We start from the raw sequence: 25,770 nt of genomic DNA on the forward strand, positions 1-25,770 counted from the left end.
ATCCGAACCCAGTGGCGGCCCGGTCTCATAGTGCAGTATCGAAACATTCTCGCTCGCCAGGATGTGATCGATGGGAATGCCGAGCCAGGGCAGGATGGGCTCACGTGGGAGACGTGGTCCCCAGGTGGGGAGATAGCCATACCCCTGTGCAGTGTCACTGAGGCCCGTCCGGCTTAGGATGGAACGAAAAGTCGGAGAAAAGGAGGTGGTGTTGAAATCGCCCATCAGCAGTTTTGCATCTGCCTTGGGATCCGAATTCAGCGCCCTGGCATAAATGGCCGCACACGCTCGTTGCTGGATGACGCGCGAGGCATTGCTGGGAATTGGAGGATGCAGCGCTGCAAGGCGAATTCGTGTGCCATGGAAGATCACCGTGCCGACCACCAGATCATCATTATGCCATGTGGAACTCCATTCTTCTGGAAGTGTGGCATTGCCGGGGGAGTCTGCCAGTGCAGACCTGGCGCTGGCGTAGGTCATGGAGAGGATCTCTGCGTTCTCCAAAGGATGCTTGCTCAAGAGCCAGTCGCTGCTGTTCTTTTTAGTGACCCGGTGTGGGTAGTCCTTCTCCAGAGGCTTCAGCCCGCAGAACCACTCCGGCGACATTTCGGTGAGATACACCACATCCGCCTGCTCCTTCTGAAGAGCATCGAGTACTTCCTTGTGACGTTTGTTGCCCCTGAAGACATTGAAGGACAGGACAGTGAGCGTTGCCGGGGGAGGAGCGCCCGCGGCAGTCGTCACCGTCGTATCTTGGGAAGGAGGCAGCCAGAGCGTGGCCACCTGGGCTCCGAACCCCACTGCGAGGACGCTCGCGGCTGCGGCCCATTTCCACCGCTTCATCACTGCCAACGTCAAGGCCGTTACCAAAGCGAGCGGAGCCCAGTGTGCCGGGAAGTGAACCAGCTTCTTCAGCGGTCCCCATTCAGAGCCGGCAAGATTCCCCAGGGCGACAAACGCCATGATTACGATGGCGGCTTGAGCCAGGCGGAGAAGGCCCCTCTGAAGCACATTCCTTGTGGGAGGTGTCATGACCACTGGTGGCACGCCGAGGAGGGGAGGGCAAGCTACACGTTCGCCAGTGGAACCCCATGGTCCGGTCTTGCGCGGACCCTCACTCTGCGGCATAGCCTCTCATGGCGCGCACGGGCTTTGGAAAGAGTATCTCGCGGGCGGGGCAGTACCTGATTTACCTGCTGTTCCGCTCGGTGGAGGTCGTGCTTGGCTTGATGCCGTTGAAGGCCTGCGCACTGGTGGGCCGTGCCTGTGGTCTCATCGGGCACACATTCTTTCCCAGCTATCGCAAACTGGCACAGGCGAATCTGCGCATCGCCTTTGGCCGGGAGAAGGATGATGCTTGGATCAAGGCCACGGCACGTGAGCACTTCGCCTCTCTTGGGCAGAATTTCCTCTGTGGCTTGAAGCTGCCGCTCATGTCCCAGAAGGACGTGGAGTCCCACGTCACCGTGGAGGGCATGCACCATGCGGAAGCGGTGGCCGCAGAGGGGAAACCGCTGCTCTATGCCGTTTGTCATTTGAGCTGTTGGGAAATCTTCACGCAGGTGCCCTCCCTCTTCACCAGTGGCAGTATAAAGCCTGCCAGTGTCTTCCAGCCCCTCGGCAATTCGTTTCTGAATGAGCATGTGAAGCGTCGCCGGGAGAAGCTGGGCTACACGCTCTTCGATCGCAGCCAGGGCTTCAGCGGTCCCATCCAGCACATGCGCACTTATAAGGGAGCCATGGGGGTGCTGGTGGATCAGCATGCCGGGGACAAGGGGGTGTGGTGTCCCTTCTTTGATCGCTTGGCCAGCACCTCCAGCCTTGCGGCACTCATGTCGCTGCGCGTAGACACGCCGCTGGTTCCCATCGCGATGTTCAATGATGGTCTGGCGCGCTGGCGCATGGTCTGCTATCCGCCCATCAACAGCGGTGAGAAAAAGACCACGGCGGAAGGACTCACCGCGATGCTGAATATCGCGCTGGAGATTGTGATTCGCCGGGCTCCGGAAAACTGGTTCTGGGTGCACAATCGTTGGAAGACTCCCCAGCCAGAATTCCTGCTCTCAAAGTATCGGCGTGGTATTGCACTCCCCGTCGGCTATGACATCAGCCGGCTGCAGAAATTCAACCTGCTGGTGCGCTCACCGAACTGGCTGGGGGATGCGTGCATGACGCTTCCTGCGATCCGCGCTCTGAAGCGCGGTCGCCCGGATCTGCGCCTCACCATTCTCACCCCATCGAAGCTCGCAGAACTTTGGAAGGCGGTGCCGGAGGTCGATGACATCATCGGCAAGGAGAAGGGCGAAGGCATCCGCGCCGTGGCGCGGAAGGTACGGCAGCGCGCCACCTATGACGCGGCCATCCTGCTGACAAACAGCACCCGCTCCACGCTGGAACTGTGGCATGCCGATATTCCTCGGCTGGTCGGGTACCGTGGCTCCCTTCGTGCGCGCTGGCTGCACCAGATCGTGCCGGAGCCCAAGGTGACGGGACCACCCGAGCACCATGCGGACCGTTACATTCGCCTCGCGGCGAACTGTGGCGCGAAGGTGGATGATCCGTCGCTCTTCGATGTGGCTGGTTCCGGTGTGGCGAATGCTGGTGCTGTAACCTCCATCGGCATTTGCGCCGGCGCTGAGTACGGACCTGCGAAACGTTGGCCGCTCGAGCGATTTGCCGAGGTGGCGAAGCGGCTTTCCGCCACATGGCCGGAGGTGGAGTGGGTCTTCTTTGGCGCGCCTAACGAGAAAGCCATGGGCGAGGAACTCAGCCGCCTCATACCCCAGGTGAAGCACACCAATCTGGTCGGCAAGACCAGCCTGTCCGAGTTGATCGCACGCCTGCGCACCTGTCGCTTGCTGCTCACAAATGACACCGGCACCATGCACCTCGCTGCGTCACTGGGTGTGCCCACGGTGAGCATCTTCGGCAGCACCGAGCCCGTGCTCACCGGGCCGCTGGGACCGCAGCATCGCGTGGTGAGGTACCATGTGCCCTGCAGTCCGTGCTTCCGCCGCGAGTGCCCCTTTGGCCACTATGATTGCATGACCAAGGTGACGCCGGATCGGGTGGAGCAGGTGATGCGCGAGGCCTTGCCGGAGCTGGCATCGCAGGCTCATACCGTCAGCAGTTGACAAGGATCGTTTTGCTGGGAGCGAAGGCCTGGGCAAAGGAGCGTGGACACTCTTGTCCGCCGTGCTGTTGCGCAGCAACCGTCTTCATGTGGAAGATACGAGCGATGTCTCGGGAGCAGCTGGTAGGAGGTGGCCCTGCCTGCCAGATGAAAGAAGGTTGTGAGTCAGGGGCAGCGGACAAGAGTGTCCGCGCTCCTTTGAAAGGCCTGACGCCGACGCCGTCGGTCAAGTGACCTTGTTGGCCCGGTTCACGACCTTCTTGATGTTCCGGTGGAAGACCTCCGCCTCTTTCATGTGCAGCCAGAGGGAAAAGACCAGAGCTGAGGCAACTCCGGCCATGAGGGCGAGATTCAGCCACGTGCCCAGCTTTCCTCCACCACCCACGAGGGCGAGCACGGCCAGCCCAGCGACGGTGTAGTACACCCAGAGAGTGTCCTGGCGGACCTTGGTCTGTTCCTTGATGAAGGGGACCTGGGTGATTTCGCAGCCCTGCAAGATGCGCGTCATCGACTTCTGTCGCAGTTCCGCTCCATAGACGGCGCTGCCGCAGGCCAGCAGGATCACCATGAGGGCCACGAGGCGGCATTTGTCCTCATGGAGGTAGAGGCCTATCACAAAGAACAGCAGGCCAAACAGGAAACCGAAGAGTGGCAACTGCTCCAGCAGCAGGTGGGCGTACTCCGCGTCCCGCAGTCGTTCGAAGAGGATGGTCAGGTTGGTGAGCATGGACTGAGACTCTGGGGGGCGGTGTCAGCCGAAAAGTTCGCCCTGGGCATCGCGTGCTCCCTGGATATCACGCAATGCGATTGGCACGGGCAGGCCCAGCTTCTTGTAGGCGGCTGGCATGGCGATGCGGCCCCTCGGGGTGCGCTGCACATAGCCCTGCATCACCAGGTAGGGCTCGTGGACGTCTTCCAGTGTGCTGGCGTCTTCGTGCACTGCCACCGCCACGGAGTTCAGCCCGACTGGGCCGCCGTTGAACTTGTTGATGACGGCGTCGAGGATGCGCTTGTCCATTTCGTCGAGCCCATCTTCGTCGATGTCGAGCATGGTGAGCGCGGCGGCGCCCACTTCCCCGGTAATGATGTTCTGCGCGCGGACCTGGGCGTAGTCACGCACCCAGCGCAGCAGGTGATTGGCCACGCGGGGGGTGCCGCGGGAGCGGCGGGCGATCTCTTCCGCCCCGGCGGGGTACATCTCCACCTGCATGAGCTTGGCGGAGCGGATGAGGATGCCCTTCAATTCCTCCGCCGTATAATAGTCCAGACGGTTCGGGATGCCGAAGCGTCCGCGCATCGGGGCGGTGAGCATGCCCGCCCGGGTGGTGGCCCCGACCAGGGTGAAGGGCGGCAGGTCCAGCCGGATGGTCCGGGCCTTGGGTCCCTGGTCGATGATGATGTCCAGCCGGAAGTCCTCCATGGCCGGGTAGAGGTACTCCTCAATGCTCGGGTGCAGACGGTGAATTTCGTCGATGAAAAGGACGTCCCGTTCCTGGAGATTGGTGAGGATGCCCGCGAGGTCCCCGGCGCGCTCGATCTGGGGACCGCTGGCGCTGTGCAGTCTAGAGCCCATCGCCGTGGCCAGGATGTTGGCGAGCGTCGTCTTGCCCAGGCCGGGCGGCCCGCAGAGCAGCACGTGGGTGAGGGTCTCGCCTCGTTGCTTGGCCGCCTCCACCATCAGCATGAGCCGCTCTTTCACACGTTCCTGGCCGGTGAACTCGGAGAAGTCCGGCGGGCGCAGCGCCACATCGAACGGCGAGTCCGGGGCGGCAGCGGTCTGATCGTAGAAATTGGAACTCAAGGCGGGGTGAACTTGGATGCATCATCTCCCGGTCGCAAGCGTCACAAGAGAGGGCACGGAGGATGCTGGAAAATGCATGGGAAACAGCAGGCTTCAGGCACCCTAAATTGTTACACGATTCATGTATTAACAATTTAGGTAATCTTAACTATTTGCTTTGCCATTGCCACTTAAATCCTGTATTTCAAACTTGACGATTCATGGCCACAGACGCCATATGCCAGCCTCCCAACTCCCATCTGAAAACACACGGTTTGCCATGACTTTTACCAACCTCGTTAGAATCACACTGGCCCTGCTGGTCGCCGGTACGTTTTCAGCACGAAGCTTTGCCCAAGCGGCTCTTCCCACGAAGAAAATTGTGCGCAGTGTGCAGGTGGTCTCGGCTGGCGGCGCCCAGATCGATGAAAACCGTATCAAGGCGAACATGGGCACGCGCGCAGGTCAGCCGTTTGAAGAGGAAGTCGTGGAGCGCGACATCAAGAATCTCTATGCCACCGGTCTTGTAGAGATGGTGGACATCACCACCCAGGATGTAGCAGGTGGAGTGAACGTCCTTGTGAAGGTGACGGGCCGCGGCGCCATCGGGGAGGTGGCCTTCACCGGCAACACCGTTTTTGACGCTGACCGCCTCCGCAAGGAAGTGGAAGTGAAGATCAACGAGCCCGTGGAAGAGAGCAAGCTCTTCACCGGCGCCAACAAGATCCGTGAGTTGTACAACAAGAAGGGCTTCGCCGATGTGAGCGTGGAGTACAAGCTGGAGTCCCTGCCCACCGCTGGTTTCGTCCGTGTTGTGTATCACATCAATGAAGGCGCACGTGGCGTCATTCATGACATCCGCTTCGAAGGCCTCACCGCCGTGAAGGAAAAGGCCCTCCGCTCGAAGCTGAAGCTCAAGGAAAAGCGCCCCTGGCACCTCTGGGGTCAGTCGGGCAAGCTTAATAATGACTTCCTGCAGGAAGACATCCGTACCATCGAGCGCGCCGTTCAGGACCGTGGCTATGTGTACGCGAAGGTGGTGCAGGTGCGCCGCGAACCTGTGGGTGACGACAAGATCGACCTCGTGTTCGTGATCGACGAAGGCCGCCAGTACAGCGTTTCCGGTGTGGCCATCGAGGGCAACACGGTCTTCACCACAGAGGAGCTGAATCCTGCCCTCATCATGGAAAGTGGCGCCGCCTATTCCGCCACGGACATCTCCAATGACGAGAAGATGCTGAGCGAGTACTATGGCTCCCGCGGTTACGCAGATGCCCGCATTGACACCAGCGTTGTCCCCGCCGGGACAGACTCGGTGAAGATCGTGTACCGCGTCACGGAAGGTGAAAAGTCCTACATCCGGAAGATCAACATCGAAGGCAACACCAAGACCCAGGACCGCGTCATCCGCCGCGAGCTTGCCTTCGCCCCTGGTGAAGAGTTCAATACCGTCCGCATCGAGCGCAGCCGCAGCCGCCTTACCAACATGGGCTACTTCAGCGCGGTGGACTTCCGCAACAACCCGACCGGCACCCCTGGCTACAAGGACATCGATATCACGGTGACCGAGCAGTCCACCGGTTCCATCAACGTGGGTGCGGGCTTCAGCTCCATCGACAGCCTGGTCGGCTTCTTCTCCCTGACCCAGACGAACTTCGACATCACCAACTGGCCGAACTTCACCGGCGGTGGCGAGCGCTTCAACATCGACATCCGTGCTGGTGACAAGCGCCGCGACTTCAGCGTGAGCTGGGTGCAGCCCTGGCTCTTTGGTCAGCGTCTGTCCTTCGGCGTGGATCTCTTCTATCGCGACCTGTACTACCTGAGCGATGTGTATGACCAGCGCGAATACGGCGCCTCGCTCAACCTGCGCAAGCCGATTGGCGAACACGCCTATGCCGAAGTCACCTTCACCTCCCGTCAGGTCGAGATCATGGATGTGGATGACGATGCCTCCCAAATCATCAAGGATGAAGAGGGTGAGTACTTCCAGAACAAGTTCGACTTCAGCTTCGTCCATGACACCCGCGACAACGTCTACCTGACCACCTCGGGCCATAAGGTCCAGGCTGGTGCCATGGTCTCCGCTGGCGGTGATGTGGATGCCTACGGATTCAGCATCGAAGGCGCCCAGTTCTTCAGCCTGCCCGGCAATATGATCCTGAGCTTTGAAGGCGCCCTCCGCACGGTGGATGGCAACGACAAAGTGCCGATCTTTGAGCGTCTCTTCCTCGGTGGCGCCAACAACCTCCGCGGTTTCGACTATCGTGACGTGGGTCCGAAGGACGAAAACGGCGAGCCCATCGGCGGCCTGACCTCGGCTTACGCCACGGCAGAACTTACCTTCCCGATCATCGAGAAGGTGCGTGGCGCGGTGTTCTACGATGTCGGTATGGTCAGCGGCGACAGCTATGACATGGGTGGCGACGTGAACTCCGACGTGGGTATCGGTCTCCGCCTCTACTTCCTGCCGACCGGCCCCATCCGTCTCGACTTCGGTATTCCGGTTCAGGCTGACGAAGACAACGACTCCAGCGGCCAGTTCAACTTCAATCTTGGCTACCGTTTCTAATACTGGAGACCCCGGCCTTCCCCCCAAGCCCCGCCTTCGCTTCATTCCTCATGAAATATCTCTCTGCGCTCATTGCTGCTCTGTCCCTTACCGCTGCCACCCACGCTGCTGATCTCAAGATTGGCGTCGTGGACATGGGCCGCGTCCTCGATGAGTTTCACGAAACCGCGACCGCCAGAAATTTGCTGTCCACGAACAAGGCCAAGTTCGACGAGGAAATGCAGGAGATGCTTGGCAAGCTGAAGAAGCTCGACGGAGAAGCCAAGCAGTTGATGAAGGAAGCTCGTGACCCGGTCCTCAGCGAACAGATCCGCGCGAAGAAGGCGGGCGAGTTCGACTCCAAGGCCAGCGAACTCCGCTCCCTCTCCGAGCAGCTTGAAAAGGAACGCCGCCGCCGCGACGGCCAGCTTCAGAATGAAGCTGCCCTGCAGCGCCAGCAGATCTACGGCAAGGTGCTCAAGGTGGTGGCTGAAAAATCCAAGGCTGATGGCTACGACATGGTGTTCGACAAGTCTGCTGTCGGCGTGACCGGTTTCCCGGTGATGCTGCATGCCAAGGAAGGCGTGATGCAGGACTTCACTTCCGAAGTGATTGTGCAGCTTAACAAGGATGCTCCTGCGGGTGGTGCGGCTGCTCCCGCTCCTGCCCCCGCCCCGGCGCCGGAGCCTGCTCCCGCTGCGCCTGCGAAGAAGAGCTCGAAGAAGTAAGCCTCCTTTCCGATTCTCGTTCATTTCAAATCCCTGCCTTGAGGTTGCCTTCAAGGCGGGGATTTGTATTTATTCCGGCCAAGTCATGAACACCTCACTTAACAAAATCGCCCTTCTCGTGGAAGGTGAGATCACCGCCGGCGACCCGGATATGGTCGTGACCGGATTCAATTCCATCCAGGAGGCCGAGCCGGGCGAGATTACCTTTCTGGGAAATCCACGCTATGCCGTGGCGCTGCAGAAGAGCAGTGCCAGTGCAGTGATTGTCGACCGCCAGTTCACGGACCTGCCTCCGTCCATGGCAGTTATCCGCGTGGAGAATCCCACGCTGAAGTTTTCCACCATCATCCAGCGGTACGGTCCGCCCAAGCAGACTTTTGATCCCGGGGTGCATCCCACTGCCTTCGTCAGCCCGAAGGCTCAGATTAACGTAGACATGACCTATGTGGGGCCGAATGTGGTGATCGAAGATGGCGCCATCATTGGAGACGGGTCTTTCATCCACGCCGGGGCATTCATTGGCCGCAACACGCGGCTGGGCGCCAAGTGTGTGATTCATGCAAATGCGGTGGTCAAGGAGCGCTGCAAACTCGGCAACCGCGTCATCATCCACAGCGGCGCCATCATCGGCACGGACGGATTCGGTTATGAGTTCAGCGAGGGCAAGCACCTGAAGATCGATCAGGTGGGCATCGTGCAGCTCGATGACGACGTGGAGGTCGGCTCCTGCACCACCATCGACCGCGCGCGGTTTGGCCGCACGTGGATCGGCGAAGGCACCAAGATCGACAACCTGGTGCAGATCGCGCACAACTGCGTCATCGGAAAGCACTGCGTCATTGTCGCGCAGGTGGGCATTTCCGGCAGCACGCGCCTGGGTGACTTCGTGACCATGGCTGGCCAGGTGGGCGTGGCGGGACATCTCACCATTGGAAACAAGGTGACCTTCCTCGCCAAATCCGGCGTGACCAAGGACTATCCCGCACCGGGTGCTTACACGGGCTATCCTGCCAAGCCCCTCATCGAAGGCCGCCGCATGCTCACCTATCCTGCCCGCGTGCCTGAGTTGCTCGACCGGGTAAAGGAGCTCGAGGAGCGTCTTGCCGCTCTGGATGGGAAGAAGCCAACGAAGCGGAAAAAGGCCAAAGCGGAAGGCGCGGCTGAGTAGGGCTGCACGAGTCGCAACGGGGGATCGGTGCAGTGATGTGCCGACACCCTATGTTGGTTGCTGGGTTCCGGTGCGCTGCTATTTTGACTGGCGCCTATGTCCCAAACCTCTTCCAATAAACCGTCCTGGATGGACCAGGCTCCGGCGATGCGCATCAACCCGCGGGGCATCCTGGCGATTCTCATTGCAGGACTGGTGCTCATTGGTGTCTTCACGAGCTACTACACGGTCGAGGCGGATTCCGTGGCGGTGGTACAGCGCTTTGGCAGGTTCAAGACCGTGGTGGAGCCGGGGTTGAGATTCAAGATTCCCTTCGGCATCGATACGGTGACAAAAGTGGCGGTGCGCAGGCAGATGAAAATGGAGTTTGGTTTCGGCACCTACTCTGGAACCACCAATCCGGATCAGTTCTCTGATGAACCGGAATTGGAGAAGAACATGGTGACAGGCGACTTGAATGCCGCCGAGGTGGAGTGGGTGATCCAGTACCATGTCTCCGATCCCCAGGCCTTTCTCTTCAATGTGCGCGAGCCGGGAGGTACGCTTCGTGACGTTTCCGAGTCCGTCATGCGCGAGGTGGTGGGAGATCGTCTGGTGGACGAGGTGTTGACCTTTGGTCGTGCGGAAATGCAGGATGATATGCTGAAAAAACTCCAGGCTCTCGTCACCAGGCTGGAACTCGGTGTTCACATTGATCAGGTGCAGCTCAACCGCGTGCATCCGCCCCGGCCGGTGCAGAGTTCCTTCGATGAAGTGAACAAAGCCCAGCAGGAGCGCGAGACGATGATCAACGTCGCCAACGGGGAGTACAACAAAGTGGTGCCACGAGCGAAGGGCGAGGCTGAGCAGAAGATCAGCGAGGCCGAGGGGTACGCGATCAAGCGCGTGAATGAGGCTGAGGGTGACGTGGCCCGGTTCAAGGCGTTGCTGGAGCAGTATGAGAAAGCGCCGGACATCACTCGTCAGCGCCTCTATCTGGAAACGATGGCTGAGGTGATTCCTCAACTCGGTGCGAAGATCATCCTCGACAGTGAGGCCAGGCAATTCCTGCCCCTCATGCACTTGCAGCAGTTCGCGCCGCAGGCCGCTCCCCAGGCTCCTGCTGCTCCCCGTCAGACACCCCAGTCCCCTCGTAGATAATGAAGCCTGCTACACTCGCACTGGCTGCCTTTGGGGGATTTGTCTTCCTCGTCCTCCTTTTCAGCAGCGCCTACACCGTCTCCGAGGTGGAGCAGGTGATCATCACCGAGTTTGGCAAACCGGTGGGACAGCCCGTCAATGAGGATCCCGCGAAGAGCGAGGCCGGATTGCATTTTAAGGTGCCCTTCATCCAGACAGTGAACCGCTTCGACAAGCGCATCCTCGAGTGGGATGGACCTGCGATGGAGATGCCAACCAAGGACAAGCTCTATGTCGTGGTAGACAACTTCGCACGCTGGCGCATTTCCGATCCGCGCGCGTATCTGGAACAGCTCAACAATGAGCGCACTGCCCAGTCCCGCCTCTCGACCATCATCGGGAATGCCACCATGAATGTCATTGCCAGCCATGACCTCATTGAAGTCATCCGCTCGGACAAGACACGCAAGCTGACGGTGGATCCCGATCTTGCCGAGGTGAATCCCAATGCCGCCAACTTGCCCGCCATTCAGCGCGGACGCGCGGTGCTGGATCAGGAGATCTTCAAGATTGCCGCTGGGGAAGTGAAACGCGTTGGGATTGAATTGCTGGATGTCCGCTTCAAGCGCATCAACTACAACGCCAGGGTCACGGAAAAGATCTATGATCGCATGGTCAGTGAGCGGCAACAGATTGCCGAGCGCTTCCGCTCCGAGGGGGCGGGCGAGGCGGCGAAGATCACCGGGCGGAAAGAAAAGGATCTCCGCGAGATTGAGTCGGGCGCGTACCGCACCGTCCAGGAACTGCAGGGCAAGGCGGATGCTCAGGCCACGGAGATCTACGCGAAAGCATACAGTACCCGTCCGGGCGCTGCGGATTTTTATCAATTCCTCAAAACGCTGGAGACCTACAAGACCACGCTCGGCCGCGACAGCACTGTGATCCTGACGACGGACAGTGACTTCTTCAAGTATCTGAAGCACATTGCGCCGGAGTCACGGACGAATGCAAATGGTGTGCCTTCTGCACCGGCACCATCACCAGTTCAAACTCCTGCACCGGTGCCAACGCCACTTGCGGTGCCGCCTCCAGCGAGTCCACCTCCGCAGCCCTAGAGCGTTTTCTATTTAATTTGTCGCACATTAAGGATGGTGTAGAGTGGAGTTCATGAAGAGCTTCAGTCTGGATCTGCGCAAGCGACTGGTGGCCGGGCGACGCCGGGGACAAAGTGCCGAAGAACTCGCGCGACTCTTTGGCGTTTCCAAACGCAGTGTAGAACGCTTCTGGAAGCGTCATGTGCAAGAGGGCACTGTGGAACCCAAGCAGCGAGGTGGATACCGGCGCTCGCGTCTCGAGGGGCATGATGAGGTGCTGCATCAATGGATCACCCAACAACCTGATCTGAGTCTGGAGGAGATGTGTGAGCGTTTGAGCAAGCAGTTGGACATCCGCATTGGCACCACTGCCCTGTGGCATCGGCTTGAGAAGCTGGGCTTGAGCTATAAAAAAAACGCTTCACGCCGCCGAGCAAGAGCGGCCTGATTTGCAAGTCGCACGCCAGCTCTGGCGTGAGCAGCAGCCCCAATGGGACGGCCATCAACTGGTCTTCTTGGATGAGACAGGACTCAACACCAAAATGAGTCGGCTGTATGGGCGTTCTACTCGTGGACAACGCTGCCGCTGTGCGGTGCCCTTCGGCCACTGGCATACGGCGACATTGGTAGTGGCGCTGCGGCATGACCGCCTCTGTGCTCCTTGTGTTCTGGATGGTCCCATGAATGGACCTGCTTTTCTGGCCTACATCGAGCAGTTCCTGGCTCCGCAACTGGCCGCTGGCGACATGGTGATCTGCGATAACCTGGCCAGCCACAAAGTCAGTGGAGTGGCGCAGGCCATCGAAGCACGAGGAGCGCGCTTGATTTATCTGCCGGCGTACAGCCCTGACCTCAATCCCATTGAGATGGCCTTTGCCAAGCTCAAAGCCCACCTGCGCCGCGCAGCCCAACGCACTTTTGAAGGCCTGGAAACAGCCGTCGCACAAGCCCTGGACACTTTCTCACCAGAGCACTGCGCCAATTTTTTTCGTCATGCCAACTATGCGACAAATTAAATAGAAAATGCTCTAGTGCTTTGCTGCTGCCTTTTGCAGCATCATGAAAAATCCGGTGAACTCATAGCCGCTGCGATCCATGCGGTCCTTGCGCAGCAATCGGCGCCCGGACATGGGCTCGCCGACAATGTAATGATCCGGTGTCTCTCCGAGGATGGCGATGAAATGTCCTGCACGCGCTCCCAGGCGCACTCCCGCGATCGCCGGGTAGAGCAGGGTGGAGGAAGCTGGATCGCGCAGGACATAGGAGCAGTCCACACCACGGTTTTCGATGGCGCGGTTCAGGTACCAGTTCTCCGTACCGCTGCTCGTTGAGAAGGCGTCCGCAGCGAGTTCCTTCTCCGTCACCTCAATGCCCATGGCTTTCAGAAGCGTTGCCGCACTGGCGGGGCCGCAGGTGGAGGAGGAGCTCTGCATGCACACGCCATCCCTCCACTTTTCATGAAGCTCGTCTTTTCGCAGCGGGCTGAGGATCTGCTTGAGATACGGGACCGACAACCACAGCACGAAGAAGCACGAGACAAACCCCAGCGACCCGGCAAATCGCTTCGGCAGGTGCCAGTGGCACCATCCCACCAGCAAACCGCCCAGGGATGCCAGCAGCTCGGTACCCGGCCGCGAGCGCAACTCGTACAGCCAGACCGGCTCGTCCCAAAGGCGCGCGTAGTAGAGCCCATAAACCGCGCAGGGAATTGCGAGAAGGGCCAGAGGCAGCGCCATCCACCATTGCCTTGGAAACCTCCGTGCCAGCAGGGCTCCGAGCCAACAGCAAGCCACACCGAGGACATACACGCCGAATTGCAAGGGGTTCATCAGGAAGAGAGTGCCGAGTCCGGTGGATGCGCCATGGCTTTCATGACACTGGATGGCCGCGTCGGAGTCAAGCACGCTGGTCGCTGGTCCATCCGGGAATGAGTCGCGCTGAATCCAGAGCCTCCCGACCGTCGCAAAAAGTTGTGTGACCGCCTCACCGCTGCTACAGCTTACGAATTCTCCGATTCGGCCTGCCGCTGTGCTCGCGCCACAGGCAAAGCTGCGCCCCGTGCGCTCATCCCGGAGCTACTGCATGGAGGAGGAAACAGACGAAGCCATTCTGCAACGCGTTGCCGCACGGGATGAGGCTGCGTTCGCCGAGCTGTACGATCGTTTTTCCGGCCCGCTCTTTGCCCTTGCCCGCCGGGTGCTCAATGATGAGCAGGAGGCCCGTGATGCCCTGCAGGAGGGCTTTCTCTATCTGTGGGATCGCGCTCATGACTACGATGCGACCAAGAGCAAGGCCTTTACCTGGGCGGTCATCATCTTCCGCCACAAGGCCATCGACCGGCTCCGCTCCGTGCGTCGCCGGGCGAAGCTGGTGGAGGAGGCAACGGCAGAACTCCTGCCTGAGCTCGATGGCTCCGGCGTGGAGCGGGCGGATCGTGCGGCTGACCGTGCAGAGCGAGCCGGCATCGTGCGCCGGGCTCTGGAGGCCCTGCCCGAGGCGCAGCGACGTTCCATTGAGTGGGCGTTTTTGAAAGGGTTGACCCACTACCAGCTTTCCGAGAAATTTGATGAACCTCTGGGAACGGTGAAGACCAATATCCGGCGCGGTCTGTTACGGCTGCGCGATATCTTGAAAGGAGGCGAGACATGACCGAACGGCAGCAGGAACAAATCGCCTTGCACGCGCTCGATGCACTCACGCCTGAAGAGGTGCGGCTGCTGGAGGGCGAGTGGCGCTATGATCCCCGCTTGCGTGAGGAGCATGCGGAACTCGCCGAGGCAGCCGCGGAAATCGTGCACCTGCTTCCGCCGGAGACACCGCCGGCGGAAGTGCGCGAGCAGCTTCTCGCGACCCTGAAACGCCAGCGCCGCGCGAAGGTCACTCCCATTTCCGTCGCCTGGAAAGTGGTGCGCAGCCCGTGGGTTGCCTGGGCCGCCGCTGCCGCGATTGCCGTGTCCGCAGCAGGCCTGTGGACCGCCAACCGTGAACTGAGCAACCGCGTCACCACCTTGGTGAAGAGTGAAGTCGCCGCACGAGGTGAGGTGGAGGATGCGAGGGCACAGCGGGAGAAACTGCAGACCCAGGTGGCGGAGGCAGGAGACAAATATGCCAAGCTCTCTGCAGAGGCGGAGCAACTCCGCAAGGGCATCGCTGTGGCCAGCATGGAAGTCTCCATGCTGCGGGCCAGTGTGAAGCGCTATGAAGAGGGGGAGGTACTGGTGGTCTGGGATCAATCCAAGCAGGAAGGGATCATCAAGTTGGCTCATATGCCGACGGTCCAGCCGGGCAAGGACTACCAGCTCTGGGTCTTCTGCAAACAACAGCGCACTCCGGTGAACGCTGGCGTGGTGAGGGTGGATGAGAAGGGTGAAGCCTCTGTCATCTTCCACCCGGTCAAGCACATCGCGGAAGTGGCAAAATTCGCCGTCAGCCTGGAGAAGGAAGGTGGCGTGCCGGAGGTGGAGGGCCCCGTCATCCTCGCCAGCAAGTAGCATGGAGCCGGTGATGGAGGGCAAGTTGTTCCGTTGTTTCGCATGGTAACCATCTGGGTCCGTCTTCGGCTGATGGTTGCCATCTTGTGTGCGCTCCTCGCGTTGCATGTGGTGGTGCTCATCGATACCCGGTTGAACTGGCAGTTCACCTTGTTGGCCACCGAGTATGGACATCGGATCGCCATACCGGCTCTCGTGCTGGCCTGCACGGGCACGTTCCTCCGCGGGCGCGATGCGCACGCTGGCACAGCGCTATTGTTCGGATCCGCGCTGGTGTTGTTGATCCCGGTCTGGCAAATGGGAAACATCACGCGTCGATTGCCGGCGGAGATGCAGGCTGCCTTCGGTGAAAGGGCCACACGCGGGGTGCACCGGATGTCGCTCACTTCTCTTTGGCTGGGTCTGGGCAAGCCGGCGGTGAAGCGCATTGAGGAGTTTGTCTATGCAAAGCCTGAGAAGAATGACCCTCTGCGCATCCATTTCTTTCGCGCGGAGCAGCGTGTGGCGGCTCCGTGCATCATTGTGATTCACGGTGGTGGATGGGAGAACGGTTCGGCCACGGAGTTTTCAAACTGGAGCGCGTCCTGGGCTTCCCAAGGATATGCCGTGGCGTGTGTAGAGTATCGACTGGCGCCGCGGCATCAGTGGCCAGCTCCCCGGGAGGACATGAGGCAGGCACTCGCCTGGCTGAAAGCTCATGCGGATGAACTGGACATTGATGCGACGCGCTTTGTGCTTCTCGGTCGTAGTGCGGGTGGGCAGATTGCCAGCGCGAGTGCCGTCGATTTGCGTGATCCGGCGATCCGCGGTTGCATTGCCATCTATGCGCCGCACGACATGATGTTCGCACGTCGCTTCGCGTTCGAGTCGGATGTGCTCAATTCCCTGCGGCTCCTGCGCAACTATCTGGGAGGTGATCCTGAGGAAGCCGCGGAGAATTATCGTGGTGCTTCCGCGTTCTCGACAGCGGACAGTCATCTCTGTCCCACGCTGCTGCTGCACGGCACTCGAGATACGTTTGTGTGGAATATGCAGAGCAGGCGATTTGCCCAGCGGCTGGGCAAGTTGGGTGTGGCCCATCAGTTGATCGAGCTGCCGTGGGCCGTGCACGGTTTCGACTGGCCCTATGATGGTCCTTCCGGGCAGATCACACGGGAAGCGATCGATGGATTTCTCCACGCGGTGGCAGCGGATTGAATGCGTGGAAATGCGTGCGTGCCTTCGGTGGTTTCCATGTCATGATGTTGCGACATGGAACACCACGAGCAGTCGCCCCGGCGCGAACCCCACGAACGGTGGCTGGATGAGGAGGAGGATGACTTCCCTCAGCCGCCGCCGGCGATGCGGCGTGGTAGTTTCAATGAACGGCGCTCGAGTGTGGCCCAGCGTGGCACACAGATGATGACCTTCCTCCTTCTCGGGGTGCTTGTGGTCATGGTGCTCGCATACACCTATCTGAAGGACGAATCCCGTCCGTGGGAAGATGACTTGAAGCGTCCTGCCCTCACGGAAAAGGCGCCGGATCTCTCCGCGCCCACGCGCATGAAAGTCATGCTCGTGGCGGGTGCGAAGATCCGGCTCAGTGAACTGCCGAACACCCCTCCGTGGGAGTGGGATACGCCTTCACTCTCCCAGGCTCTGGATGAGTATGGTGTGGTGCTGGATAATTTCCGGGATCTCCTGGGAGAGACAAAAGAGGAATGGGCGCCGCGCAGCCTGCTCTGGATGATCGAGGACTTCGGTTCGGATCCCGCCTGGCATGCCGTCATTCGGCTGAAGCAGGCGGAATCAGCCTATCTCGCCCGGAGCGGCAGGGAGGAGGCAGGATTTTTGGCGGCCATCGAACTGGCCAAGCTGGCTCATTTGGTGGAGCAACTCGATGCCTGGCCGTCCTTCATGGATCGTTCGCTGGATCTGCAACAGGCCAGTGCCCAATCCCTGGCCAGTTTGCTCCGGCGCACCCAACTTGATGCAGCCGCCTTGCGCCGCTTGCAGGACGAGGAGTACCGGCAGTGGACGCCCTCCGTTGCGGGACTGCGGGAGGCGATGGGCGGCTACTACGCCTTTGAGCGGAAGTTGCTTATCGGACCGGAAGACGGCGAACCGCCCCTGCCGGATGGTTACATGCCCATCCGTACGGACTGGCTGCTCTTCAAGCCGAATGCCACGTTGCATCTCTTTGCGGACAGCTTCCGGGAACTGAAGAGCGAATCCTCTGCCACCGTCATGGCGCGCCAGAATCAGATCGGTTTCAGAATGGGCCGCCGCGCACGTGGAGGCGCGATCATCCCGGACGGAAATGCCACGGGGGAAGAATATTTCGCCACCCGCATCCAGCCCTACTTCGCCCTCCCGGATCGCCACGGTCTGGCTCGCGCCCAGCATGCGGGAGTGATGACGCTGTTCGCCGTGCGTCGCTTCCTGCTTACGGAGGCACGTGTCCCCAAGGACGTCGACGAATTGACCGCTGCTTATTTGCCAGATGATGTGGTGGACCCATTCTCTGGCTCACGCCTGCGCATCAATCTCGCTTCAGGCGTTATCTACTCCGTGGGTACGGACATGCGCGATGACGGCGGGCGTGCCACGCCGCTGCCACTGGATGATCCCACGGAGCCCACGCTGGACATTGGGATCTCCGTGGCGAAACCGGCGTCTTAATGAGGCGAGCGTCTCAGGAGTCGGTCTGCGAGTGCAAGGCGATGCGGTTGCCTTCGCTGTCGAGCACGATGGCACGGTAGCCCCATGGCCCAATCTGCTCCACATCGGAGCGCACCACTCCGCCGTTGGTCTTGGCCGCTTCCACTGCGGCACGCAACCTGCCGTTCACGTTGAAGTATTGCATCGTACCTTGATCGGTGGGCTTGGTTTCATCGGAGACATAGAGACAGCCTCCGAACACTTCTTCTTCGCCGGGAAGCAGTCCCATCACGAAGCCGGGGCCCATCTCCTGCTTGAGAACTTCTTCGCCGAGCACGGCGGTGTAAAATGCGATTGCCCGATCAAGGTCGAGCACGGGAACATCGAACCAGACAACGAGTCTTTTCATGAGGCTGCGATTGTGCCGGTACGGACTTTGCCTGGCAACCGTCATCTTTGACACCTAGTGCGCGTTTACAGCCCGAACTTGGGGCTTGCCCTTCCTTGCGGTTTGGCGGCAGACTCGAAGACATGCGTATCGCCCATTGCCAGTATGAATCGTGGGTAGGTGACTTCGAGCACAACCTCAAGCACGTGGAGGAGGGCTTGGCGCGCGCGGATCGGGAACAGGCGGAGGTCGTGTCCTTTCCCGAGTGTTTCCTTTCCGGCTATCCCGATACAGAGGACGAGGCGCGCCGCGGCGCCTTCTCCATGGACTCACCGCAAATGGCCAGGGTGTTGGATCTCACAAGCCGCTTCGACCCCACGCTGATCGTCGGCTTCAATGAACTGCGCGGTGCGGATCTCTACAACTCGGTGGTCGTGGCCCATCGTGGACACGTGCTGGGTGTGTACAGCAAATGCGCTGCCTACCAGAAGTTTCACAAGCAGGGGCGCGAGTTCCCAGTGTTCGAGCGGAATGGGGTGAAGTTCGGCGTCATCATCTGTGCGGACGGTGGCTATATCGAGCCCGTGCGCATTCTCGCTGCCAAGGGGGCACGCATCATCTTTGCGCCGCATTTCAACTACATCCGCGACACCGGGCTCCTCAGTCACTTCATGAAGGTGCGGGCGGATCACACGGCTCGCGCCATCGAAAACAGCGTGTACCTTGTGCGCGGAAACAATGTCGTACTGGACACTGCGAAGAGCGGTATCACCCGCAGTTCCGGCGTGGGCTATGGCGACAGCTATGTGATTGATCCCGGCGGAGAGATCCTGGTGCGCAGCAAGCGCCACGTGGAGGACTTCATTTGCATCGACCTGGATACCAGCAAAGGACCCGATCAGGCCTTTGGCATGAGCAAGTCGGCGTGGAGCTTTCGCGAGTTCGGTGGCATCCTTGAAGAGGCGCTGAAGCATGCGAAACCGGCTTGAGTTGCAACGACAGGGCCGAGTGAATGTCCGATTTCACACAAAGATTGTCCGCTAGAGCCCCGGCGTCTTCTCGTAGCCTCACCCACGCTCCAACGCATTTCCGCCATGCACTCCTCACGTCTCACCCTGCCGCTCTTGCTCGCGGCTCTGGCCGGTTTTACCCCGCTTCAGCAGGCTGCTGCTGAAACCCTCATCCGCTGGGACAAGCGGGTGCTGGAAACCCGATTCTTCAGCGAAGGCGCGGCCTTCGGTGACCTGAACAACGACGGCAAAAACGACATCGTCTACGGGCCCTACTACTGGCTCGGTCCTGAGTTCAAGGAGCCGGTGTCCTTCTACAAGCAGGATGCCTTCAACATCAACGGCTACTCCAACAACTTCTTCTCCTATGTCCATGACGTGGACGGAGATGGATTCAAGGATGTGCTCGTGCTGGGCTTCCCCGGCAAGGAAGGCCGCTGGTACCGCAACCCGGGCAAGACTCCCGCTGCGGAGTGGGCCGTGTATCAGGTGGCAGATATCGTGGATAACGAATCTCCCGAGTTCACGGACATCACTGGCGACGGCAAGCCGGAGATCGTGTGTTCGCGCGAGGGACGCTTCGGCTACTACTCCCCGGACGGTGGAGATGTGACGAAGGCCTGGCAGTGGCACCCGCTTACGGAAGATGTGAAGGTGGGCAAGTTCACCCACGGCATGGGGATTGGTGATGTGAATGGCGATGGCCGTCTGGATTTCCTGGAGGCAAAGCGCTGGTGGGAAGCTCCTGCTTCGGGTGATGCCTGGAAGCAGCACACCTTCAATCTCACCGGTGGTGGTGGTGCGCAGATGTTTGCCTATGATTTCAATGGCGATGGTCGCAACGACATCATCACCTCACTGAATGCGCACCAGTACGGTGTGGCCTTGTTTGAGAACAAGGGCGGGCAGGATGGCGCCGCTTGGGAAAAGCAGCTCATCGTGGGCTCCCAGCCCTGGGAGAATGCATACGGCATCCGTTTCAGTCAACCGCATGCCCTGGCGCTGCAGGATGTGGATGGAGATGGCATCAAGGATCTCATCACCGGCAAGCGCTACTGGGCGCACAACGGCCACGACCCCAATGAGCGCGATCCTCGTGTGCTCTACTGGTTCCAGACGAAACGCGGCAAGGATGGCAAGGTCGACTTCATCCCGCACATGATCGATGGCGACACCGGCGTGGGTACGCAACTCACCACGGGTGACATTGATGGTGATGGCCTCCTTGATGTGGTAGTCGGCAACAAGTACGGCTGCCGTGTGCTTCTGCAGCGTCGTGAGCAGGTGAGTCCGGAGCGATTTGCGCAGTTCCAGCCCAAGAAGTTCTACGGTCCTGATTCCACGCCTTCCTCGAAGTACGCAGGCGGCCAGAGTCCTCAGGATGCCATCAAGGGGATGACGCTGCCCGCAGGTTTCAAGGCGGAACTCGTGACCGCCGAGCCGGACCTCGTGCAGCCCATCGCCATGTGCTGGGATGAACGTGGACGCCTCTGGGTGGTGGAAGGGAACACCTATCCGCAGCGTGCCCCGGAGGGAGAGGGCAAGGACCGCATCCTCATCTTCGCGGATGAAGATGGGAATGGCAGCTTCGAGACGCGCAAGGTATTCGCGGATAACCTCAATCTCGTCTCCGGTATTGAAGTTGGCTTTGGCGGTGTGTGGATTGGTTCCGCGCCGAATTTCCTTTTCATCCCGGACAAGGACCGCGACGACAAGCCGGATGGCCCTGCGCAGGTGCTGTTGGATGGCTGGGGATACCAGGACACGCACGAGACACTCAACAGCTTCATCTGGGGACCGGATGGCTGGCTGTACGGCTGCCAGGGTGTCTTCACCCATTCACGCGTCGGCAAGCCAGGCACGCCGGATGAGCAGCGCGTGCCGCTGAACTGCTGCGTGTGGCGCTACCATCCAGTGAAGCACGAGTTCGAAGTCTTCGCCCATGGCACCAGCAATCCATGGGGACTGGACTTCAATGACCAGGGCGAGTTCTTCGTGACCGCCTGTGTAATCCAGCACCTGTATCACATCGTGCCCGGTGGGCGCTATCACCGCCAGGCAGGCCAGCATTTCAATCCGTACACGTATGAAGATATCAGCACGGCGGCGGACCATGTGCACTACGCGGGTACCGTGGGTGAGAATGCCCACTGGGGACCGCGCGCCGGTCAGGTGAATCTCCCCGTCAGTAACGACACGGATCACGCCGGCGGAGGTCATGCGCACTGCGGACTCTCGATTTACAACGGCGACAACTTCCCGGCGGAATACCGTGGCGAGTTGCTCTTCAGCAATCTTCATGGCCATCGCCTGGTGCAGGATCATGCGGACCCCATTGCCAGTTCCTATGTGGGCCAGCATCGTGGCGACTTCCTTCGCAGCAATGATCACTCCTTCATCTCGGTGACGCAGAAGGTCGGGCCGGATGGCGCCTTGTACATCAGCGACTGGGCGGACAAGCAGACCTGCCACCACCGCGATGTGAAGGCATGGGATCGCAGCAACGGGCGCATCTATCGCATCGTGTACGACACGCATAAACCTTGGAAGGGTGATCTCTCCAAGCTGGGCGATGCCGACCTGGCGAAGATGGCGGTGGAGAGCACGAACGGATGGTTCGAGCGCATGGCGCGTCGCATCCTCATGGAGCGCGCCGCCTCGGGTAAACTGGAGAAAGGTGCTGCAGGTAATCCTGTGGCGTCGACACAACTCATGGAGTGGTATGTGAAGAACTCGCCTCCCGCCAGGGAGAGCGCGCCCAATGGCCGATTGAAGTCGCAGTGGGCTTTGGAGATGATTGGCGCCAACCAGCCAGACGTGGTGGGGGCTCCGCCCTCGGACACGGATGAGAGCCTCAACGTCTTTGCCATTCGCACCCTTCCGGGCAAGAGCTTGAATGCGGAATCCATTGGCCACCTCAATACCGCTGCGAAGGCTTCGAAATCTCCCGTGGTGCGTCGCGAACTCGCTTCGCTACTCCAGCGCCTCCCGATCGCACAGCGTGAGGGCATCGCGAAAGCGCTCATCGTGCGCAAGGAGGATGCAACGGATCCCATGATCCCGCTGCTCATCTGGTATGGCATCGAGCCGCTCGTGGGTGAAGACCCTGCGAAGGGCATCGCGCTCGCCACTGTCAGTCAGATGGACATGGTCACCGGCTTCATCTACCGCCGCTTGTCCGGGGAGCCTGCGGGACGTGAGGCGCTTCTGTCTGCCATTGCCGGTATGAAGGATCCCGCTCAGCAGAAGAAGACACTGGCCATGCTGGTGGATGCTGCACGCACGGCGGGCAAGCTTTCCCTGCCGCAAAACTGGTCTGCTACTTCGGCTTCTCTGCGTGCGGTGGATGCTGACGCGGTGAATGAGCTGTCCGCACTCTTCGGCGATGCAGCCGCCATCACGGCATTCCGCGAAGAGCTGGCGAATGCATCCGCTCCACCGCAAAAGCGCGAGGCAGCATTGCGCATTCTTCTGCAGGTGCGTGACGTTGCCTCCGCAAAGCAAAGCCAGCAGATCATCGATGGTGCGGCATCGCCTCTTCGTCGCAAGGCAATTCAAGCACTCGCGGGTCTTCCTGACGAAGGCAATGCTCCAGCGCTCGTGAAGGCCTATGCCTCCCTCTCCAACGAAGAGAAGAGTGATGCCATTTCCGTGCTCGCATCCACGAAGGAAGGTGCGGTTGCGTTGCTGAAGGCGGTGGAGAGCAAGACGGTGCCCAGGGATGCGCTCACGCCCTTCCTCATCCGCCAGCTCGAAACGCTCAAGGATAAGAACGTGGATGCGCTTGTCGCCCAGGTATGGGGCACCGTGAATCAAGCGAAGGCGGAGCTGCCGCAACGCGTGGCGAAGTTCAAGGCGATGCTTTCCGCAGACAAGCTCAAGGGCGCTGACCTCGTGAATGGCAAGCTCGTTTTCACCAGCACCTGCGGCACCTGCCACAGGCTTCTAGGTGAAGGCGCCAATGTTGGCCCTGACCTCACCGGATCGAATCGCGGTAGCATTGATTACCTTCTTGAGAACGTGCTCGATCCCAATGCCATCATTGGGAAGGCCTACCAACTCAATCTTTTCTCCATGAAGGATGGCCGCGTGCTGAGCGGCATTGTGAAGGAGGAGACGGATGGCGCCTATCGCATGGTCATGCCGGGCGGGGTGGAGTTCACTCTCACCAAAGCCGAGGTGGCCAAGCGTGAAGTGTCGAAGTTCAGCACCATGCCCGAGGGACAGTTCGAAGCGCTTCCGCCCGAGATGGTCATCAACCTCGTCGCTTACCTTCAGAATAACGTCTCCAAGCCCGCAACGCCTGTGGCCGCTGGTGGCAGTGCCCGCAGCGTGGAGGGCGCCATCGAAGGTGAATCACTCAAGGTGCTCAGCAAGACCGGCGGCACTGCCCGTCCGCAGCCCATGGGTGGATTTGGCCCCAACTGGAGCGGTGGCCAGCATCTGTGGTGGACCGGCGCCAAGGCGGGCGACACCCTGACTCTCTCCCTTCCTGTGGAGAAGGCGGGCAAGTACGCTCTCAAGATTGCCCTCACCAAGGCGCGAGACTACGGCATGATCGAAGCCTCGCTGGACGAAACTCCCATCACCGCCGCGAAGCTGGATCTCTACAACACGCCAAACGTGGTCCACACCGGCGAGCTCGACTGGGGCAGCTACGATCTGCCGGCCGGCGAAAACAAACTCACCATCAAAATCACCGGCGCCAATGCCGCAGCCATCCAGAAGTTCATGGTGGGCATTGACTACATCAAGCTTCAAAAGCTTTAGGAAACGCGGCCTCGCGCATCTTCCTTGGATGGACAAAATCCCTGGCTTGTCTTAGAGTCAAGGCAAGCCGGACTTTGTTCGAATGCATGATGGAAGATCCTTTTGAACTTTTTGAGTCCATCAAAGGAGGTGTTTCCAAATTCTTCCTGGGCGATGCTCTCATGGGGTTGCGCCCCGTTTATCGTGATTCGGGTGGTAATCTTGAAATCCATCTGGGCTTGTATCGAAGGAAGCACGAGGAGGAGATCGTCCAGATTAAATTTGTGCCCGTCGAGGGAGTGTTCCGCTTCTCCTCTGGAGGTGTGACCGTTCGAGTGAGTAGTTTCCAGGAATTCGCCGAGTTCTTGGAAAACTCATTCAAGACTGCAACTTCCGAATTGTACGACCAGCAGGAGATTCCATTCGGCAGGAGGTTCGGGCTTATTCTTGGGGAGGGCGCACTATCCTCCATGTTCGTTGCTGAATACCATGAGCGAGAGGGGCGCCACACCCCGTTCGGCCCAATGACGAGCGTACCGTTTCGTCTTCACGCATTCACCAATCGAAAAGAAAAGGTTCGCATCCTCCTGGGTGACTCGGAGTGGGATGTGGTCTTCGATGCCGAAGCGCTTGTGGTACTGGCAAGCAACATCCGCGAATACATGGCCAGCTCCCGCCAGACTCCTGCCTGAGCTGAGCGAGGAAAAAACAGTGGATTGCACACAAGCGCTCCGCCCTGTGTCGTTGTCATAGATGCATGGCATTCATCCCATCTGGCAACGGGCGCACCCCACCCAGCGACAGTAGCGAGCACGAGGGCGATTACACCTCTGGTCCCGCTCCAGTTGTCGCTGTGGAGTCTGTCCCGTGGCGGGAGTGGTATGAGGCGCATGCCTCGCGCTTGCTGCTCTACGTCCGCCAGTGGCTGCCACGCCGGCAGGATGCGGAGGACGCGGTGCAGGCGGGGTTTGTGAAGTTCTGGAAGCACCGGCCGGATCCCGTGTCGGAGGACACGCCGCTGCTCTATGCCACCGTGCGGTGTGCGGCGCTGGATCTTCTCAAGTCCCAGATGCGCGCGGCGAAGCGGGAATCGGATGCGGGGCGCGAGTGGGATGACCGCTGGTGGGATGCACCCACCCTGGAGGAGCAGGAGCGTGCCCAAGCGCTGCAGAAAGCCATGCAACGCCTCTCCGAGGAACATCGTGAAGTCCTGCTGCTCAAGATTTGGGCGGAGATGACCTTCGCTGAAGTCGCCCAAACCCTGAACGAGAACCCGAACACCGTGGCCGCCCGGTACCGCTCCGCGCTGGCCAACCTGAAAAAACTTCTGCCCGAAGATTGTCATGAACGAGTCTGAATTCGAATCCTCCCTGCGCCGCTTCACCCCGGTGAAGCCATCGCCCGACCTGGCGCAGGGCATCGCTACCTCGCTGGAGCGCAGCGTTTCCGTCCCGGGGTCTGCATCCCGACGCGCATCTGCGGAGCCAGCGTCTTCCCTTCTCTGGGTTTGGCTGGATCGCCTGTTGTGGTCCACCTTGGGCGCCACGGCAGCCGTCGCTGTCACTCTGACCGTCGTTCGTCCTGCACCAGTGTCTACGCCGGTGCCCGCACCGACTGCAGAGCCAACGTTCACGGTCACACAACATGCTCCCCCGCCAGTGGCTCCTGCCGCTTCGGACTTCCAGAAGGTGCTGACCAGCAATGAGACCCTCGACTGGAAGGATGAGGGCATCCATTTCGACAGCACAGGGCAGCCCGTGCTGAAACTCCGGCGGACCGCCGTGGAGCATCAGGCCTGGGCGGATATCCAGAATGCCGGGGTCGTGCAGGTGGAGGTGCCCCGTCAGGAGGTCATGTACGTGCCCGTCCCTCTTCACTAGTGGACCTTGTAAAAATCGAAGTCATTCCAACCAAAACTG

At 60.1% G+C, this 25,770-nt stretch carries 21 protein-coding genes and 1 pseudogene; 17 read left to right on the forward strand and 5 right to left on the reverse strand.

Annotated features, from left to right (window positions below; translation table 11 throughout):
* Window positions 1-9: 9 nt before the first annotated feature.
* Window positions 10-1,128 (reverse strand): annotated as a pseudogene (locus tag G5S37_RS32490) (endonuclease/exonuclease/phosphatase family protein); the annotation flags it as partial.
* Window positions 1,129-1,136: 8 nt separating this feature from the next.
* Between G5S37_RS32490 and waaF the strand changes: the two are divergent.
* Entirely contained in the window at window positions 1,137-3,134 is a 1,998-nt protein-coding gene (waaF, locus tag G5S37_RS04275) for a lipopolysaccharide heptosyltransferase II (RefSeq protein WP_165201184.1), read from the forward strand.
* A gap of 225 nt (window positions 3,135-3,359) precedes the next feature.
* On the opposite strand, the gene G5S37_RS04280 is transcribed toward waaF, so the two are convergent.
* Complete coding sequence (locus G5S37_RS04280; RefSeq protein WP_165201186.1) at window positions 3,360-3,860, reverse strand: hypothetical protein; 501 nt, start codon at window positions 3,858-3,860, stop codon at window positions 3,360-3,362.
* 24 nt (window positions 3,861-3,884) lie between these two features.
* A complete protein-coding gene (gene ruvB / locus G5S37_RS04285) occupies window positions 3,885-4,934 on the reverse strand; it encodes a Holliday junction branch migration DNA helicase RuvB (RefSeq protein WP_165201188.1) in 1,050 nt (349 codons plus the stop codon).
* Between the two features lie 259 nt (window positions 4,935-5,193).
* Here ruvB and bamA point away from each other — a divergent pair, with 259 nt between their 5' ends.
* From bamA to G5S37_RS04320, 7 genes are all read left to right on the forward strand, one after another.
* Window positions 5,194-7,485: an outer membrane protein assembly factor BamA gene (gene bamA / locus G5S37_RS04290; protein ID WP_165201190.1), complete on the forward strand. Its 2,292-nt coding sequence runs from the start codon at window positions 5,194-5,196 to the stop codon at window positions 7,483-7,485.
* Between the two features lie 50 nt (window positions 7,486-7,535).
* Window positions 7,536-8,192, forward strand: a complete 657-nt coding sequence (locus G5S37_RS04295; protein ID WP_165201192.1) for an OmpH family outer membrane protein — start codon at window positions 7,536-7,538, stop codon at window positions 8,190-8,192.
* A gap of 85 nt (window positions 8,193-8,277) precedes the next feature.
* Entirely contained in the window at window positions 8,278-9,360 is a 1,083-nt protein-coding gene (lpxD, locus tag G5S37_RS04300; protein ID WP_165201194.1) for a UDP-3-O-(3-hydroxymyristoyl)glucosamine N-acyltransferase, read from the forward strand.
* Window positions 9,361-9,456: 96 nt separating this feature from the next.
* A complete protein-coding gene (gene hflK / locus G5S37_RS04305; RefSeq protein WP_206026300.1) occupies window positions 9,457-10,500 on the forward strand; it encodes an FtsH protease activity modulator HflK in 1,044 nt (347 codons plus the stop codon).
* Window positions 10,500-11,594 carry a protease modulator HflC gene (gene hflC / locus G5S37_RS04310; protein WP_165201196.1) on the forward strand — a complete coding sequence of 365 codons (1,095 nt, stop codon included), beginning with the start codon at window positions 10,500-10,502 and terminating at the stop codon, window positions 11,592-11,594. The genes hflK and hflC overlap by 1 nt, the downstream gene beginning before the upstream one ends.
* 52 nt (window positions 11,595-11,646) lie before the next feature.
* Window positions 11,647-12,021, forward strand: coding sequence for an IS630 transposase-related protein (locus tag G5S37_RS04315; protein ID WP_165201198.1), 375 nt, complete (start codon window positions 11,647-11,649; stop codon window positions 12,019-12,021).
* Window position 12,022: 1 nt separating this feature from the next.
* Complete coding sequence (locus tag G5S37_RS04320) at window positions 12,023-12,589, forward strand: IS630 family transposase (protein ID WP_165201200.1); 567 nt, start codon at window positions 12,023-12,025, stop codon at window positions 12,587-12,589.
* 12 nt (window positions 12,590-12,601) lie between these two features.
* Here G5S37_RS04320 and G5S37_RS04325 read toward each other — a convergent pair whose 3' ends face one another.
* A complete protein-coding gene (locus tag G5S37_RS04325; protein ID WP_165201202.1) occupies window positions 12,602-13,477 on the reverse strand; it encodes a cysteine peptidase family C39 domain-containing protein in 876 nt (291 codons plus the stop codon).
* 70 nt (window positions 13,478-13,547) lie between these two features.
* Here G5S37_RS04325 and G5S37_RS04330 point away from each other — a divergent pair, with 70 nt between their 5' ends.
* From G5S37_RS04330 to G5S37_RS04345, 4 genes are read left to right on the forward strand one after another with little or no spacing between them, the layout of a single operon-like run.
* Window positions 13,548-14,222 carry a sigma-70 family RNA polymerase sigma factor gene (locus G5S37_RS04330; RefSeq protein ID WP_165201204.1) on the forward strand — a complete coding sequence of 225 codons (675 nt, stop codon included), beginning with the start codon at window positions 13,548-13,550 and terminating at the stop codon, window positions 14,220-14,222.
* Complete coding sequence (locus G5S37_RS04335; protein WP_165201206.1) at window positions 14,219-15,064, forward strand: anti-sigma factor; 846 nt, start codon at window positions 14,219-14,221, stop codon at window positions 15,062-15,064. Before G5S37_RS04330 ends, G5S37_RS04335 begins: the two co-directional genes overlap by 4 nt.
* A 42-nt stretch (window positions 15,065-15,106) precedes the next feature.
* On the forward strand, window positions 15,107-16,261 hold the full coding sequence (locus tag G5S37_RS04340) for an alpha/beta hydrolase (RefSeq protein ID WP_206026301.1): 1,155 nt from the start codon (window positions 15,107-15,109) through the stop codon (window positions 16,259-16,261).
* A 54-nt stretch (window positions 16,262-16,315) separates the two neighbouring features.
* A complete protein-coding gene (locus G5S37_RS04345; RefSeq protein WP_165201209.1) occupies window positions 16,316-17,725 on the forward strand; it encodes a hypothetical protein in 1,410 nt (469 codons plus the stop codon).
* Between the two features lie 13 nt (window positions 17,726-17,738).
* Here G5S37_RS04345 and G5S37_RS04350 read toward each other — a convergent pair whose 3' ends face one another.
* A complete protein-coding gene (locus G5S37_RS04350; protein WP_165201211.1) occupies window positions 17,739-18,113 on the reverse strand; it encodes a VOC family protein in 375 nt (124 codons plus the stop codon).
* Window positions 18,114-18,235: 122 nt separating this feature from the next.
* On the opposite strand from G5S37_RS04350, the gene G5S37_RS04355 reads away from it, so the two are divergent.
* The 5 genes from G5S37_RS04355 to G5S37_RS04375 all read left to right on the forward strand — a co-directional run bounded on the left by G5S37_RS04355 (window position 18,236) and on the right by G5S37_RS04375 (window position 25,731).
* Complete coding sequence (locus G5S37_RS04355; RefSeq protein ID WP_165201213.1) at window positions 18,236-19,081, forward strand: carbon-nitrogen hydrolase family protein; 846 nt, start codon at window positions 18,236-18,238, stop codon at window positions 19,079-19,081.
* Between the two features lie 105 nt (window positions 19,082-19,186).
* Entirely contained in the window at window positions 19,187-23,872 is a 4,686-nt protein-coding gene (locus G5S37_RS04360; RefSeq protein WP_165201215.1) for a PVC-type heme-binding CxxCH protein, read from the forward strand.
* Between the two features lie 86 nt (window positions 23,873-23,958).
* Window positions 23,959-24,543, forward strand: coding sequence for a hypothetical protein (locus G5S37_RS04365; RefSeq protein WP_165201217.1), 585 nt, complete (start codon window positions 23,959-23,961; stop codon window positions 24,541-24,543).
* 65 nt (window positions 24,544-24,608) lie between these two features.
* The gene (locus G5S37_RS04370; protein ID WP_165201219.1) at window positions 24,609-25,208 is read left to right on the forward strand and encodes a sigma-70 family RNA polymerase sigma factor; all 600 of its coding nucleotides are present in this window, start codon (window positions 24,609-24,611) and stop codon (window positions 25,206-25,208) included.
* The gene (locus G5S37_RS04375) at window positions 25,195-25,731 is read left to right on the forward strand and encodes a hypothetical protein (protein WP_165201221.1); all 537 of its coding nucleotides are present in this window, start codon (window positions 25,195-25,197) and stop codon (window positions 25,729-25,731) included. The genes G5S37_RS04370 and G5S37_RS04375 overlap by 14 nt, the downstream gene beginning before the upstream one ends.
* The last annotated feature ends 39 nt before the right edge of the window (window positions 25,732-25,770 follow it).

Origin of the sequence: Roseimicrobium sp. ORNL1 (assembly GCF_011044495.1) — a bacterium.
Lineage (GTDB): Bacteria > Verrucomicrobiota > Verrucomicrobiia > Verrucomicrobiales > Verrucomicrobiaceae > Roseimicrobium.

Coding starts and splice junctions, on each gene's coding strand:
- waaF (WP_165201184.1), top strand. CDS start 1,137: ATGGCGCGCACGGGCTTTGGAAAGAGTATCTCGCGGGCGGGGCAGTAC.
- G5S37_RS04335 (WP_165201206.1), top strand. CDS start 14,219: ATGACCGAACGGCAGCAGGAACAAATCGCCTTGCACGCGCTCGATGCA.
- bamA (WP_165201190.1), top strand. CDS start 5,194: ATGACTTTTACCAACCTCGTTAGAATCACACTGGCCCTGCTGGTCGCC.
- G5S37_RS04350 (WP_165201211.1), bottom strand. CDS start 18,113: ATGAAAAGACTCGTTGTCTGGTTCGATGTTCCCGTGCTCGACCTTGAT.
- G5S37_RS04280 (WP_165201186.1), bottom strand. CDS start 3,860: ATGCTCACCAACCTGACCATCCTCTTCGAACGACTGCGGGACGCGGAG.
- G5S37_RS04370 (WP_165201219.1), top strand. CDS start 24,609: ATGGCATTCATCCCATCTGGCAACGGGCGCACCCCACCCAGCGACAGT.
- G5S37_RS04355 (WP_165201213.1), top strand. CDS start 18,236: ATGCGTATCGCCCATTGCCAGTATGAATCGTGGGTAGGTGACTTCGAG.
- lpxD (WP_165201194.1), top strand. CDS start 8,278: ATGAACACCTCACTTAACAAAATCGCCCTTCTCGTGGAAGGTGAGATC.
- G5S37_RS04375 (WP_165201221.1), top strand. CDS start 25,195: ATGAACGAGTCTGAATTCGAATCCTCCCTGCGCCGCTTCACCCCGGTG.
- hflC (WP_165201196.1), top strand. CDS start 10,500: ATGAAGCCTGCTACACTCGCACTGGCTGCCTTTGGGGGATTTGTCTTC.
- G5S37_RS04345 (WP_165201209.1), top strand. CDS start 16,316: ATGGAACACCACGAGCAGTCGCCCCGGCGCGAACCCCACGAACGGTGG.
- G5S37_RS04315 (WP_165201198.1), top strand. CDS start 11,647: ATGAAGAGCTTCAGTCTGGATCTGCGCAAGCGACTGGTGGCCGGGCGA.
- G5S37_RS04340 (WP_206026301.1), top strand. CDS start 15,107: ATGGTAACCATCTGGGTCCGTCTTCGGCTGATGGTTGCCATCTTGTGT.
- G5S37_RS04295 (WP_165201192.1), top strand. CDS start 7,536: ATGAAATATCTCTCTGCGCTCATTGCTGCTCTGTCCCTTACCGCTGCC.
- G5S37_RS04360 (WP_165201215.1), top strand. CDS start 19,187: ATGCACTCCTCACGTCTCACCCTGCCGCTCTTGCTCGCGGCTCTGGCC.
- hflK (WP_206026300.1), top strand. CDS start 9,457: ATGTCCCAAACCTCTTCCAATAAACCGTCCTGGATGGACCAGGCTCCG.
- G5S37_RS04365 (WP_165201217.1), top strand. CDS start 23,959: ATGATGGAAGATCCTTTTGAACTTTTTGAGTCCATCAAAGGAGGTGTT.